8 protein-coding genes are annotated in these 15,271 nt (G+C 45.1%); 6 read left to right on the forward strand and 2 right to left on the reverse strand.

The genetic code is table 11. From position 1 onward, the window contains the following. Positions 1-99: 99 nt before the first annotated feature. Positions 100-504 carry a pyridoxamine 5'-phosphate oxidase family protein gene (locus EO98_RS11035; RefSeq protein WP_048137605.1) on the reverse strand — a complete coding sequence of 135 codons (405 nt, stop codon included), beginning with the start codon at positions 502-504 and terminating at the stop codon, positions 100-102. A gap of 928 nt (positions 505-1,432) precedes the next feature. After that, positions 1,433-3,934 (reverse strand): DNA topoisomerase, encoded by a 2,502-nt coding sequence (locus EO98_RS11040; protein ID WP_048137608.1) that lies wholly within the window; start codon positions 3,932-3,934, stop codon positions 1,433-1,435. A gap of 513 nt (positions 3,935-4,447) precedes the next feature. Here EO98_RS11040 and thiC point away from each other — a divergent pair. The 6 genes from thiC (at position 4,448) to EO98_RS11065 (ending at position 15,151) form a co-directional block, all read left to right on the forward strand. Further along, on the forward strand, positions 4,448-5,734 hold the full coding sequence (gene thiC / locus EO98_RS11045) for a phosphomethylpyrimidine synthase (RefSeq protein ID WP_048137610.1): 1,287 nt from the start codon (positions 4,448-4,450) through the stop codon (positions 5,732-5,734). Between the two features lie 840 nt (positions 5,735-6,574). Continuing rightward, positions 6,575-10,261, forward strand: coding sequence for a PGF-pre-PGF domain-containing protein (locus tag EO98_RS11050; RefSeq protein WP_048137612.1), 3,687 nt, complete (start codon positions 6,575-6,577; stop codon positions 10,259-10,261). Between the two features lie 298 nt (positions 10,262-10,559). After that, positions 10,560-10,688, forward strand: coding sequence for a hypothetical protein (locus tag EO98_RS19425; protein WP_255350274.1), 129 nt, complete (start codon positions 10,560-10,562; stop codon positions 10,686-10,688). A gap of 30 nt (positions 10,689-10,718) precedes the next feature. Next, a complete protein-coding gene (gene alaXM, locus EO98_RS11055; protein ID WP_048137614.1) occupies positions 10,719-11,456 on the forward strand; it encodes an alanyl-tRNA editing protein AlaXM in 738 nt (245 codons plus the stop codon). A gap of 288 nt (positions 11,457-11,744) precedes the next feature. Continuing rightward, positions 11,745-14,717 carry a PAS domain-containing protein gene (locus EO98_RS17525; protein WP_052734435.1) on the forward strand — a complete coding sequence of 991 codons (2,973 nt, stop codon included), beginning with the start codon at positions 11,745-11,747 and terminating at the stop codon, positions 14,715-14,717. Between the two features lie 59 nt (positions 14,718-14,776). After that, positions 14,777-15,151 (forward strand): PleD family two-component system response regulator, encoded by a 375-nt coding sequence (locus EO98_RS11065; RefSeq protein ID WP_048137626.1) that lies wholly within the window; start codon positions 14,777-14,779, stop codon positions 15,149-15,151. Positions 15,152-15,271: the final 120 nt, after the last annotated feature.

Below are 15,271 nucleotides of genomic sequence, written 5' to 3' on the forward strand. Positions count from 1 at the left end.
GATATTGCACCATTACTTTTCATTAATGTACTTATTTGACCGGGTGCCTATATGAAAAGTATTTTGATCGAACCATTTTATTTCAGGTATATTTTCATTTCACAGAAGTTTCTTTCCAGCTGCAGGACCGGGAGCACACTGGAATACGTCGCTGATCCTGACTTCGATGAGGGTTTTTGCAGGAAGACCTGGCTTTGCAGCATTCACGATTGCTTTCATCTTATCGAATTTTTCGCCTGAACTGATAATTGCAGCTTCCCCTTTTATCTGGAAGCAGCCGCCTGTTTCCGGTCCCCATACATAGATTGCTACATTTGGGTTTTCTTCCAGGTTTGCCAAGGATTTAACCATGAAGTTGTCTGCAATCCAGATGGTCTCATCATCTACAAGCTGACAGAAACCTATAGGAACTACGTTAGGAACTCCCTCTTTTGAAGCTGTGGCAACAGGAAAGATCTTTACTTTTGAAAAGGCAGTTTTCATATCTTCATTTAACTTTACCATAATATTTCACCATCAGGATGATTTGCAGTACAAATTTATATATTTAAGCGTTAGAATTCTGTACCTGAGGAGTTATTTGTGTATTTTAATGACCTGTTAGGGCAAAAACCTGTCTAACAGGCTGTCTCAAAACCATACCTGATCGTACATTTGGGTAAGAAATCTCGGAATACTTATCTTCTTTAAAAATATATATTACATAAAAACTATATTTTTTAAACAAATTAATATAGGTGTTTCACCAGGTTCAAAAGGTACGATCAAAAGCAGCAATTTTTACTTCCCTTAAACTTGAGCCTTTTTACCTCCATTTGGCAGGTAGACATTAGATTTCGAGACCTTTTAATGATGGCGTTTTTCATACATTCTGCGAATATGTATCTGGTTTTAAGCTGGCTAACATATGCCCCAAATCTCACGACCTATATAAACAAAGTAGAATATACATTATTTTTCATAGTTAGGTTTTCATAAATATTCATAAACATGGGTTTTATACAAAAAGTCTCCAGATACAAAAATTAACCTGTAACGCAAAACAGTCTTTTGATTATGATAACATGTCTCTTGAGTAAAGCTAAACATTTTAGATTCAGACTCACAGATGGCTGAATATTTGTCAAACAGAGAAAAAAAATTAAATATTGTGAGGACATTTGTAAATACATGGAAACAGAATTCAGAAATAATTTACTATCAGCTATTGGATGGTTTATTATCTGGCTTGTTGTCAGGGCGTATTTGAAGATGTAAGTTACTTAACTTATTTCCATAGTGCAGGAGAATTCCGGGAAGATCCAGAATACGGATTGAAAATGGACATTAAGAAATTTACTGAAATTTAGATTTCATGGAGAAACTGTGCTACTCTTTTATTATTCCGTGTCTTCCATGATTCCGTGGTTTATGTCTCTTCTTTACCGGGCCTTCACCTGTCATCTTTCCTGCGGCCTGCAGCAGGAGGTAGTTTTGATACTCTACCGGGTGCCGGCCTTTCCGTATTTCTTGCTGTACTTCTTGCAGCACTTCCTGCTTCCGGCCTCGATACCGAATCCCCGGAAGCCTTTGACTGACCCCTGGGTTCGGTTCTGTTGCCTGTTTTTTTCCAGTATTTTATGCCTTCCGTGCAGCGCCGGTTTACGCAGAAATCCTCTTCCGGACTTTCACCCTCTTCTTTTAACCTGAACAGTTTCCAGCCGCAGGTCTGACAGGTTTTATCAAGCAGGGTAAGTTTTCCGGTCTTCGGGACCGAATGCGTGTACCCGCAGCGCTTCGTACAGCCCAGGAAACGGCTGTCTTTAAAGGAGATCAGGAACATGCTCCCGTCACATTGAGGGCAGGGCCCTACGGTCTCAGGGGGATAGCATTCCTTTTCAAGGTCGCATTTAAAGCAGGGCCCTATGCCAACAGCCCAGTTGTATTTGTTTCCTACCTTCAGGACGGCTGCTCCGTCCTTTTTGCATTCTTTGCTCCTGAGTACTGTGAATGCTCCCGTTTTCGGCAGAGGGAACGAGTTTCTGCAGTCTGGATAGCCTGTGCAGCCTACAAAACGCCCCGTGTCCGTCTGTACAATCTTGAGCACGTGCCCGCAAGCCTTACAGGTCCCGATGTAATTTTTCTTGTCTTCAAGGGCAGCTTCGTCCTTGATCGTGCCTGCAATGCTTGAAGTCAGCTCCTTTTTGTTTGCTTCAAGCTGGGCATACATCTCTTTTATCAGGGCTGTGCCCTCATCAAGGGCAGCTTCGAACTCTTTTTTCCCATCTTCTACTTCCTGGATCAGGGCTTCGATCTTTGAGCGGATGTCTGGCCTGACGAGGATCGGCACAGTCAGGGAGAGCCCTTCCATCAGGGTAAAGCCTGTATCAAGGATCGAGACCGTCTTTCCTTTTGTCTCGAAATACCCTCGCTTCTTGTTTGTTTCTATATGGGACGGAGCTGTTGCTTTTGTTCCTATCCCGTGCTTGTCCATAAGGGTAAGGAGTTCGGCTTCGGTCAACTTCTTCGGGGGGCTGGTTTTGGACTTTATGTTGCTCAGCTTTTTTATGTCTACTTTCTCTTTTTCCTCTACAAACGGGAGAAGCTTATCTTTTTTATTTTCAAAAGGATAAACCTCGAGCCAGCCTGAATCTTTAAGCACTGTCCCTGAGGAGTCGAAAGGTTCTTCCTGAACCTGCAGGTGAAGGTGAGTCTTTTCAAAAACAGCTGCAGGCATCAGGTTTGCCAGGAAATGCCTTGCGATAAGGTCATAGACCTCTGCCGCCTGCGGGATGTTTACTGCAGCACTTATTTCTCTCCTTGCAGCCGCCCGGATAGGATGTATAGGAGGGTGGTCATGTGCGTCCTTTTCCCCGTTTTTCGGCACTATCGGGGCAGCGAGGATTGACTCGGCAAAGGGCTTATACTCGGTCTGCCTTGCAAAATCAAAGACCAGAGACTTAAAATCAAAATCATCTGCGTATTTATTGGTCTCTGTCCTCGGATAGCTTGTAAACCCTGCAAGGTAGAGTTGTTCTGCTACTTCAAGGGCAGCTTCCGGGCTGATTCCCAGGAACTTTGAAGCCCGTTTCAGATACTCTGTGGTGTTAAGCGGGTTTGGAGGGCTGGTCTTTGTTTCCTTTACCGTCTTCTTTACTACAAGGCCTTCTTTTGCCCCCTTTAACCTCTTGAAGATCTCAACTGCTTTTTCTTTGTCGTGGATGTTTCCTGCCCTGTGGGTACCCTCAAATTCCCCACCTTTTGCAGCGAAAATTGCAGTAATCTTCCAGAAGTCCTTTGTCTCAAAAGCCCGGATGGTCTTTTCCCGCTCATAAACAAAACCACAGGTAGGTGTTTGGCACGGCCCTATTGAAAGGATGTCTTTTGTCCTTGCTTTTTCCCTGACCGAAAGCGTGACGAAACGTGTAAAAGCTGCCCCCATCTTCAGGTCAAGGATCTGGCGGGCTTCCGCAGCCATTGCCATGTTGTAGTCAGGGTCTACAGGGTTTTCAAAAGCTTTCTTGACTTCTTTTGGGGAAAGAGCCGAAAAACGTGCCCTTGAGACCGGTACGTTTGTAACCTCCTCTGAAAGGGTCTTGGCCTCAAACCCTATGTTTTCCCCTTCCCTGTCGTAGTCGCATGCAAGGATAATTTTGTCTGCCCTTTTTGCCAGGTTTTTCACTGCGGCTGCATACTCTGCCCTGGTCACGAACTTTTCAGGGTAAACTCCAAGGAGTACACCGGGGTCAACCTCATTCCACTTGTTATATTTTTCAGGAAAATCATAGTTCATGATATGCCCGGATAAACCCATCACGAACCATTCTTCCCCTTTCCACTTGAACTCGTAAGCAGGCAGCCCTTCCACTGAGATTTTATCTACTTCCCCCTCGCCCAGGATACTAGCAATCTGGGCCGCTGCCTTATTCTTTTCTGCAAATGCGACAACTGTCATGATGAAAAACCTGAACTCCTGTGATACGGATAAAAGATGAAATGCGGAAAGATCTTCGGGTTTCTTTCTTACAGAGTTTGCTTATAAGTACTTCTGTAAAACCTCAACTCTTTATAATACAATTCCTGCAGGCAGTTTTCTTTGCTTTTTGCGGCAAACATGTAATATACAAGCAATGTGCACGTAATATACACATCACATATGTAATGTGCAAATGTAATGTACAGATCAAAACACAATATGTACATTAGATATCCGTGATTAGATATCCATGTAATGTATCCGCACATGATTTATATATTTCGCCATTTATAGATTATTGGTGGCTTTCCGCAGAATGAAAAGTTATATATCAGTATACCGTTTGTTCTACTTTGCAACCCCGGGCCATAGAGATTAATCGTTATAGTCACAGAGATTAATCGGTGTAGTTAATTATTATAGCTGGGTCGTTTTGTACAACTGATATATTCTTATACTTACCCCCATTCCCCCTCATCATACGGAGTAACAATGACGCTGATGGAAGACGCTAAAAAGGGAATCGTCACCCCCTCAATAGAAGCCGTGGCAAAAGCCGAAGGAATCGACCCCGAAACTGTCCGCTCCTGCGTGGCAAAAGGGCTGATAGCCATCCCCAAAAACAACAGGCGAGAAACCCTCCCTGTCGGGATTGGCAAATACATGAGCACAAAAATCAATGCCAACATAGGCACATCAAGGGACTGCATCGACATCGATGCCGAAATCGAGAAAGCAATAGCTGCAGAAGCCTTCGGGGCTCATGCAGTAATGGACCTCTCCACAGGCGGGGACCTGAATGAGATCCGTACCCGTATCCTTAAAGCCGTAAACATCCCCGTAGGGACCGTCCCGATCTACCAGGCTGCAGCTTCCCAGAAAGTTGTCGTGGAAATGACCTCTGACGACATGTTCAACGCTGTCAGAAAGCATGCAGAACAGGGCGTGGACTTTGTAACCGTGCATGCCGGGGTCAACTTAAATTCTCTCGAGCGCCTGCGCCAGAGCGACAGGATCATGAACGTGGTAAGCCGCGGAGGTTCTTTTACCCTTGCCTGGATGCTCCACAACGGGGAAGACAACCCCTTCTTTGCCGAATTTGACTATCTCCTTGAAATCGCAAAAGAGTACGACATGACCCTGAGCCTTGGAGACGGCATGCGCCCGGGCTGTATTGCCGATGCTTCCGACCGCCCAAAGTTTATGGAGTTCATCACCCTCGGAGAGCTCGTAAAGCGGGCCCGTGCCGTCGATGTCCAGACCTTTGTGGAAGGTCCGGGCCATGTCCCCTTAAACGAGATTGAACTCAGCGTCAGGGGCATGAAAGAGCTCTGCGACGGAGCCCCCCTCTACCTCCTCGGCCCTCTGGTTACCGATATCGCTCCTGGCTTTGACCACATCACCGGGGCAATAGGAGGCGCAGTTGCCGGGATGTACGGCACGGACTTCCTCTGCATGGTAACTCCCTCCGAACACCTCGCTCTCCCCTCCCTTGAAGATATTAAAGAGGGTCTGCTCGTAACAAAGATTGCAGCCCACACTATCGACCTCCTGAAAGAAGGCCAAAGGGAAAGCGCCTGGAAGCAGGACACAGCCATGGCCTATGCCCGCAGGGACCTTGACTGGGAAAAGCAGTTCGAACTTGCAATCGACGGCGACCGCGCCCGCAAAATCCGGGACGCCCGAAAGACGGAAAGCGACGCCTGTTCCATGTGCGGCGAACTCTGTGCCGTTAAGATTGTAAAGGAAGCCTTCGAGGAAAAGAAGGCCGAAGAGTGAAGACGGAAGAGTGAATTCTTTCATTTCTTTTTTCTTCCAATTCTTTTTCTCCTTTCAATCCCTTTTCTTCTTTCAATTTCTTTTCTTCTTCTCAAAAGGATTGGCGGTTTTTTATCAGTTGGCGGGTATTATTCAGAGCATCCGAAGATGGAATTTTCATTTTTTTCTTTTGCATCCTGCGGGACTGAAGCCTACCTCCTGGTGTAAGAAAAATAACAGGTGAATTCATGCTGGTATCAAGAGAACCCAATTACTCAAGAGAAATGTCTCCCTTGCCCGAAAAATACTTTCCCATACCCTGAAAACCGTTATTTAATCCACAGGCAAATATAAGAGCCTCCGCCAGCTTTTCTGGCAGTCTGTCTAAACAAACCGAAATAAACAGAAAAACAGAGAGTTCTCGGTTTATCGGGTCATTTTTACATGTTAGTTTCTTACAGGTGTCATCAGTTGTTTTTACTTTTCGGCCTATCTTTTTGGTCTTTTCTTTCTCTTCTTTTCTTTGTTCAAAAGACCGCTTTCCTTCGTCAAGCGTGGCAAACCAGATAATAGAGGACGACTTAACAGTTTACCTTAACAGTTTATCTTATCAGTTTATCTTATGAATTTATAACTTATCAGCTCGTTAATTTTATTCTGGGAGCACAATTTCGTGGGGACTGCGTGCTTTTTCAGAGAGTTGCCAGTTACCTGTGTTTTTTGTATAACTATTGGGAGCTTTTCGGGTATTTAATAATTGATGTGCTGGTTATTATGAGCAAAGTGTTGTTTCGTTTATTTTTTAGTGTCTTTCTGGTCTCTGTTTTTCTGTCAGGAACTCTGATTTCCTGTTTTTCAGACATGCAGAGGGCTTCTGCAGTTGAATTCACCCTGACTGAAAACAACAATGAAAACAGCAGTATTTCCGCAGACAAGGGATGGCAGGCTGTTTCTTCCAGAGAGACTTTAAACCCTGCACAGAAGAAGCTCTCAAGTGACCTGCTGCAGTTGAGTGATAAGCGCTATCTGTCCGGAGAAGAATCTTCTGAGACTCTGAGAGCTCGTATGGTTAAGCTGGGACAGTTGAGTCAGGCTGATCCTGTTTCGAGAAGGGTGGTTCTTTCAGGAGAAAACCCGGAGAATGCTGAGAATACTGAGAATACTGAGAATCCTGCAGGTTCAGGGGAAAATGCCAGCGAAGCTTCTTCTTATCCGGATGAAAAAGTTTATGTTTACGTTTATCTGGAGTTTTTTGCAAACAGCAGCATACTTGACGGGTACTGCGAGGTTACGGACAGGGATGAAGAAAATCATATTGCAGTAGCATGGGTCCCGCTTGAATCTCTTGAAAAGCTGGCTGCTCTTTCTGAGGTAAGGAATATTCAAACTGTCCTGCCCCCTTTTATCAGGCAGGGGAGCACGGTTTCGGAAGGGGACTCAATTCTTAACTCTTCCAGCCTCAGGGAACTCTACGGCGTAAATGGGACAGGAATAAAAATCGGAATAATATCTGACGGTGTGGACAGCCTTGAGGATGCGCAGGCTACGGGCGATATTTCTTCCGATGTGCATGTTCTGAGCAATAAGATCGGAGGAAATGAAGGCACGAATATGCTTGAAATTGTCCATGATATCGCGCCCGGAGCAGAACTGTATTTCCACGACTGCGGAAACAGCAGGCTCGAATTCAATGGAGCGGTCGATGCCCTTGTTAACGAAGGATGTACTGTTCTCTGTGACGATATAGGCTGGCTTTCCGAACCTTTCTTTGAAGACGGGATAGTGGCAGACCATGTAAAAGAGGTTGTAAAAGAGCATGATCTCCTTTACGTAAGCTCTGCAGGAAATTCCGGAGACAGCCATTACCAGGGGTCTTTCTATGACAACGGGAGTGGCTGGCATGATTTCAGTAGTGGGCAGGGAGAGGTAGATAACCTGCAGCTCGAAATCCGGCCCTCAGGAGAAGTCTGGGTTTTTCTCCAGTGGGACGACAGGTGGGAACATTCGGGAAATAACTATGACCTTTTCCTTAAAGACAGGAATACTTTAGAGGCCATCGCGTCCAGTAAAGTTTATCAGGATGGGGACAATCTGCCCCTTGAATATATAATGTATACCAATAGTGGAAAAAACACCCTTAACGCTTCTATCGAGGTCCGAAAAACTTCCGGAGAAGCCAGAGAACTCGAGCTCTACGTTTACTACTGGCCTGGGGTAACACTCAGGTCTGCAAACATCGTTGCCGAAGATTCTATTTTCGGGCACCCGGCACTGCCTGAAGTAATAACTGTAGGGGCAGTCGGTACAGGGGAATCCGGAGATTATTATATCGAGTACTTTTCTTCCGTTGGCCCGGTTACGCTCTCCTATCCTTCTCCGGAAATTCGCCCTAAAACAGACCTTTCAGGGATTGATGGTGTAAGTGTCACAGGTGCAGGCGGGATTTCAGAGCAGTTTTATGGTACAAGCGCCTCTTCTCCTCACGTTGCAGCCATTGCAGGGCTGGTCTGGAGCTCGTTTCCGGAAAAATCAGCTATGGATATAAGGCGACTGCTTTACACCTCATCAACCGACCTCGGTGAGCCCGGATATGATCCTGTTTTCGGACACGGGCTTGTAGACGCTCTCAGGATGCATGAACAGGCATCAGCAGATCCTTCCACTTTTACTGTGAAAACAGACGGGAGCGGGGATTTTCCCTCAATTTCGGATGCCATAAACAGCAGCAAGCCAGGAGATTCTATTCTTGTGTATCCGGGAACGTACAGGGAAAACGTGGATGTGCCCTGGGCTCTCAATATAAGTTCTGCTTCCGGAAAGCCTGATGATACTATTCTAGAAACTGAAAACTCAGCGAAGCCTGCCTTTCATGTGACTGCAAATTCTGCAAAGATAAGAGGATTTGGGATAAACGGCTCTGGCAGGGCTGGCGTATATCTCGAAAGTGCAGCTGCCTGTATGCTTGCGAATAATAAGGTGTCAAGCTGCAGTCCGGGAGTCCTGCTGGAAGAGTCCTTTAACAACACTCTTACAGGAAATAACATCTCAAACAATGCGGAAGGGCTCAGGTTAACAGACTCTTTCCTGAACACGATCCTTGAAAACGAGTTTGATAACAGTATTAATATCAATGAAAGTTCTGCAGGAGAAAAAGGGCTTTCAAACACCTGGAACACGGTTGAAGAGGTACGCTATCTTTATAATGGGGGGGTTTATGGGAGTCGATTTGGAAACTTTTACTCCGATTATAAGGGCCCGGATGCAGACGGTAGCGGGATAGGTGACATCCCTTATGGCAGTGATTCCTCTCCTCTTATTGCCAGATTGGCAGCATACTCCAGGGGTTTTGAGGTAGGGAGTACAGCTCCTGCCCAGGATACGGTTTCAATTGAGGGGGAGACCCTGGAATTCGCAATTAGGTCTACGAGAAACTGCACCTTCAGCTGGTTGCTAAACGGAGTCCTGCTGCAGACAAACGAATTTGCTTCTTCTGCCGTTCTTTCCATAAATACTGGCGAACTTACAGGCAGCATAACAGAGAGCAACACTTCCACCCCTCTCCCGACTGAATACAATCTGACAGTTATTGCGGCAAACGGTTCTTCAACCCTGCAGCACAGCTGGAACCTGACCCCCTCTCCTGCAGAAGAAGAGACGGACACGCCGGAGAACACAAATGAAGATAATGTAACCAGGGGCAGCATTTCAGGAGGGGAAAACGAAAAGAGTGCAGGAGACGGCGGCAGCGGTGGCAGCGGAGGAAGCGGAGGAAGCGGTGCAGGCGGTTCCCCTGAGCCCTCAAGTAATGTCGAAAGCAAGGAACTGGCGCAGAATTTCGTTGCCAGTGGAAGCCATATTCGGTTCGGTTTTTCCAGAAACGCAACACCTGTGACAGCCGTGGAATTTGATTCCAGGAAAAACGCCGGAAAAGTTACAGTCACCGTGGAAATGCTAAAAAACCGGTCAGTTCTGGTTTCAGGCCTGCCGGAAGGCGAAGTTTACAGACACTTCAATATCTGGGCTGGCAACAGTGGGTTTGCATCTCCGGAAAATATTGAGAATCCGACCGTCAGCTTCAGGGTAGAAAAAGACTGGCTTTCAGAAAATGGAATTGATCCGTCTTCAGTTTCTCTCTACAGGTACTCGATCTCAAACTGGAAAAAACTTTCTTCCGGGGTTACCGGAGAAGATGAGTCATTCTTCTATTTTGAATCGGAAACTCCGGGTTTTGCATCTTTTGCAGTTGCCGGCCAGAAGCAGAGTGAGTCTTTACAGTTTTTTACTCATACAGGTATGCAGAATAACTCTCCTGAAACAGGCCCGGACGGAGCTCCGGAAATCCGGATCACGCGTGAAAATGCAGACAACTCCACAGAAGAAGGCAACGAAGAAGAGGGCAACGAAGAAGAGGGCAACGAAGAAGAGGGCAACGAAGAAGAGGGCAACGAAGAAGAGGGCAACGAAGATAACAGGAATATTTCATCCCCTGGTTTTGTGATATGTATCGCCCTCTTTCTCGCAGGCGCACTGTGGATTAAAAAACAGTGAACGATGATGGAAAAATAAGAGAAAAAATAGGGCAAAAATATAAGCCAGAATGTGAAAACAACTGATGACGCCTATAAGAAACTCACAGGTAGAAATGACCGGGAAGTCCGATAAGAGATCAACAAAAAAACAGCAAGTAAAAGCAACCTAAAAACCTTTAAAGATGCCAAAGAAAGATAAATCAATTATTATCTGAAAAACATTCTTTTTTCAGTTTCTTTTTGCCCTTTTTCTTCGATCTTTTGTCTTCTTTTTTAGAGAGCCGCCAGACAAGCTGGCGGGGGCGCTTATATTTAATGTGGATTTTAATGAGGTTCCCGTGGTCAAGGGGAGCATTTCTCGGGCTGGGGAGGCATTAACCGATGAATTCAGAGATTCTTTAACACAATATTTGGAAACTCTTTTAAAGGAATATCCATTTACCTGATAATATATTTTTAAGAAGAGAGGATTGCAAATGACAGAAGTGCTTTACTTCCTTAACTGTTACCTGAGAGAATTTGAAGCAACCGTCGAAAAAGTAACGGATGATAAGTATGTTGTTCTTGACCGCACGGCTTTCTATCCCGAGAGCGGAGGCCAGCCCAGTGATGCCGGAAAGCTTGTCCGTGAGTCCGACGGTGCTGAGTTTGAGGTTGTTTATGTAGGCAAGTTCAATGGGGATATAAGCCATGAAATCGCTCCGGCAGGAGAAAACGCAGCTTCAGGCCTGAAAGTCGGGGACAGCGTAAAAGGGGTCATTGACTGGGACAGGCGCTATCAGCACATGCGGACGCATACGGCAACCCATGTAATAGCCAATGTGATCGAAAAAGAAGCCGGAGCCCAGATCACCGGGAACCAGCTCGGGCTTGACCAGAGCCGGGTGGATTTCAGCCTTGAAGCCTTTGACAGGGACAAGTTTTCCGAATACGAAAAAATTGCAAACGAAGTGATCGCCCAGAATCACCCTGTAAATTTCTACCTGGTCAGCCGCGAAGAAGCCGAAGAAAAACTCTCAAGGCTTACCACGCTTGCCAAAGGTTTCTCCGAAGAGATCACCGAAGTCCGCCTTGTAGAAATCGAAGGTGTGACGATTGAAGCCTGCGGCGGGACGCACCTGAAAAACACAGGAGAGATAAAGGGAATAAAGATCGAAAAACTTCAGAACAAGGGGAAGAGCAACAGAAGAATGTATTTTACGCTAGTGGACTGAATAGGGATATTTCTTCAATTCAGTCCAAATTTTCTTTTTTCAGGATTTTCGAAGAACATTCACCCGCATCTCTTAGATATCAAGTATTATTTCTCAGATATCAAGTATGATACTATTCTATCTTGAGCCTGATTATAACTCCTAATGAGGAACTATAATAATATTTAGTCAAGTTTATATATAAGGACTATTCAATTTATACTTCGTAGATCTTTTCTTACTATAACTTGTATAATCCTATACTGTAAAAATGGTTATGCTATTTTGAGAACATGGTGACATTAAACTATGAGTGGTATCAGGAATATCACTGAAAAGGAAAGGGAAGAAGAATTTATTGCAGCTCAGGAAGAGGTGCATTTGCAGGAAAAACTTAAACTGCTTAGCTGGGCAGTCGAATCCTCAAATATTGTCCTCATTACTACGGATTTTGCAGGGAACCTGAAATATGTGAATCCTGTGGTGCCCAAAATATGGGGATACGAAGCTGAAGAAATTCTGGGGCATCCTGCTTCTCGATTCTGGAACTCTCAATCAGAAGTAATGAATGCCGGAGATGAATGCAGGACCAGAGGTGAATGGGAGGGTGAACTGGTTGCCAGAAGAAAAAACGGGACATTGTTCGATGCGCACGTATCTTTAAATATATTAAGAGATGGTGATGGAAATGTCCTCGGGATTGTAGGCTCGCTTTTTGACATCACTGAGAGCAAGCGGGCAGAGAATGAATTGAAAAAAAGAACTGAAGAGCTTTCGCTGGCAAAACAACGGCTCGATATGGCACTCGAGGCCGCAGGGATGGGGATCTGGGAATTGGACTTTCTCAGCAATAGAGTAACATGGGACGGCACCCTCTTTCGTCTGGCGGGCATATCAAAGGAAGAATTTCTCCAGACTCATGAAAATTTACTTGAACTCTCTAATAGAGCTCTGTCTCCTGAAGATAATATACGGATGCTGGAAATATTACAGGAAGTTGTAGACGGAAAGACCGACAACTATGATTTTGAACATGATTTACTCCATCCTGATGGGACCATACGCCATTTTCTGGTTAAAGGGAAAGCTCAGCGGAGCCCTGAGGGTAAACTTTTACATTTGATCGGGACGGCAATGGATGCCACGAAAAAGAAAATTGCTGAAGACGCCCTGAGGAGAAGTGAATCAAATCTCGCCAGAGCCCAGGCAATGGCTCATCTGGGCAGTTACTCCCTTGACATCCGGACGGGGGAAGTTTGCTGGTCAGAGGGACTTAAAGCTATATGGGGCTATGAACCCGATCAAAAGCTTTCATTAAAAATGACTACTTCCCGGATTCATCCTGAAGACAGGAAACGCATTTGTGAAGCATTGCAAACTGCAGTAAAGGAGAAACATCAATTCAATTCTGAGTACCGGATTGTAAGGCCTGATGGTTCGGTTCGCTACGTCCATGACCAGGGAGAAATCAGCCTTGACGAGAATGGAACCCCGATCAGGATGTTCGGGACAACTCAGGACATTTCGGAAAGAAAACTCCTGGAAGAACAGCTTCTTAACGCAAAAGAAGCAGCAGAAACTGCAAACCTGGCAAAAGGAGATTTCCTTGCCAATATGAGCCATGAAATACGTACTCCTATGAACGCAGTTCTGGGAATGCTTGACCTGCTGCTGGAAACCAGCCTTAAGGATGAGCAGAGGGAATACCTCCAGCTTGCCCACTTCTCGGCAGAATCTCTTCTTTCTATAATCGACAACGTGCTTGATTTCTCAAAAATTGAAAAAAATAAAACCGAGCTTGAAAAGATCAGTTTCGATCTTGAAAGCCTCATATCCCATATCATTAACTTACTTTTTGGAAAAGCAAACTCAAGCGGACTAAAACTGGCTTTTCATATTGAAGAGAGCCTCCCGTCCACCTTCATAGGGGACCCGGTTCGCCTCAAACAGGTTCTGTTTAACCTTCTAGGCAATGCAATAAAGTTCACTAAAGAGGGAGAAGTTGCCCTTTCAGTTGAGGCATATACGCCATCTGATAGGGAATATGATGGGCTGTCGAACCCTGATTTAGAAGAAGAGATGACACTCCTTTTCAAGGTCAGAGATACTGGAATTGGAATCCTTCCTGAAAACCTTTCCAGAATATTCGATTCCTTCACGCAAGCTGACGCCTCTGTCACAAGGGAATACGGTGGGACCGGCCTCGGGCTTGCAATATCTTCTCAACTTGTCGAGCTTATGGGCGGCAGGTTATGGGTGGAGAGCGAGGTAAGGAAAGGAAGCACTTTTTATTTCACTGTCAGGGTAATAAAACAGACAGGCAAAGAAGGCCAGGAGCAGGAAAAAAGATCTCCGGAAGAAAACCCATTACCATGCCCGGAAGATGCAGAAAATTATGGAAAAGGAATATTCGGAAAAAGCCTGAATATCCTTCTTGCCGAGGATCACCCGATAAATCAAAAATTAATTGTGAGTCTTCTTGAGAAAAAGGGGCATAACCTTACCCTTGTTACTAACGGAAAAGATGCGCTTGATGCCCTCTCCAGAAGAGATTTTGACGCTGTGATGATGGACGTCCAGATGCCTGGCATGGATGGGCTGGAAGCTACTCGAAGGATAAGGGACCCTTCTTCCGGAGTGAGATGGCATGAAATTCCGATAATAGCTTTTACTGCCCGGGCTCTGAAAGAAGATAATGAAAAATGTATTGAAGCAGGTATGAACTATTATATTTCAAAGCCCCTGAAAAAAGAAAAACTCTTCATGGTACTGGAAGACATCAGGTCCGGAAAAATTACTCCTGAAAGAGTATCTTCAGATACAAAATACGAATCCTCTTATTCGGGCAGGACAAAGGAATCTACTGGGATGGAGAAAATATCCCCTTACACAGGGACAACAACCACGGAAAGTATAGGTTTTGATTTTCCGGAAGACCTGGTTTTTGACCTGAAAGAAATGCTTGAAAGGACAGAGGGTGACGAGACACTCTTAATGGAAATGGTTAAAATTTTCCTTGAGACGTCGCCGGAGTTGCTGGCCTCCATAAATAATGCTATAAGAAAAGGAGAGGCTGAAGAACTCAGTCAAAGTGCACACATTTTAAAAAGTGCAGCAGGAAACATAGGGGCAAACAGGGTCTTCAGGGCTGCTTATTACCTTGAGCAGATAGGGCGAAAAAACCGAATGGATTTAGCCTCAAAGAAATTTGAAGAAATTAAATTCCGGCTTGAAGAACTTGAACCGATCCTTATCAGGTATCTTGAAAGCCAGGCCTGTTAGTTCGGCTGGCATTTTCCAGTTTTGCTTTTAGTTTCCGGCTTTCAACGGGAGGCAAGCTTGTGAAAGTTCTGATTGCTGAAGATGAACCGATTTCCAATTTGTGGCTTAAAAATATGTTGACCAGATATGGTTATGAAGTCATTTCCACACGCAATGGATGCGAAGCCTGGGAGGTTTTGAAAGGATGCGACCCTCCAGGAGTTGTAATTCTCGACTGGGAGATGCCAAAAATGAAAGGCATAGAGGTCTGCGAAAAAATAAGGAAAGATCCCCGGATAAGCAGCACATATATAATTCTCATAACCGGCAGAGACCTGAATGAGGATACAGAGACCGTTTTCAAGGCAGGTGTCGATGATTACCTCAAGAAGCCTTTTGATAACCAGAAACTAAAAGCAAAACTGGAAATTGCCAGGAGAACTCTGGGACTCTAATTTATATCTGTAATTACACTTTTTCATAAACCCTCAGCATGAAACCCCTGAGTCTTTAGCTCAGGGGAGGAATGCGTAAACTTCCCCGTCCTGCTCTGTTGAATTAATGTACTTGTCCTG

Source organism: Methanosarcina sp. 2.H.T.1A.6 (assembly GCF_000979455.1).
Taxonomy (GTDB): Archaea; Halobacteriota; Methanosarcinia; order Methanosarcinales; family Methanosarcinaceae; genus Methanosarcina.

Bases quoted from the DNA above. Each gene is read 5' to 3' on its own strand.
- EO98_RS11050 (WP_048137612.1), top strand. From the start codon at position 6,575: ATGCAGAGGGCTTCTGCAGTTGAATTCACCCTGACTGAAAACAACAAT.
- alaXM (WP_048137614.1), top strand. From the start codon at position 10,719: ATGACAGAAGTGCTTTACTTCCTTAACTGTTACCTGAGAGAATTTGAA.
- thiC (WP_048137610.1), top strand. From the start codon at position 4,448: ATGACGCTGATGGAAGACGCTAAAAAGGGAATCGTCACCCCCTCAATA.
- EO98_RS11035 (WP_048137605.1), bottom strand. From the start codon at position 504: ATGGTAAAGTTAAATGAAGATATGAAAACTGCCTTTTCAAAAGTAAAG.
- EO98_RS11040 (WP_048137608.1), bottom strand. From the start codon at position 3,934: ATGACAGTTGTCGCATTTGCAGAAAAGAATAAGGCAGCGGCCCAGATT.
- EO98_RS17525 (WP_052734435.1), top strand. From the start codon at position 11,745: ATGAGTGGTATCAGGAATATCACTGAAAAGGAAAGGGAAGAAGAATTT.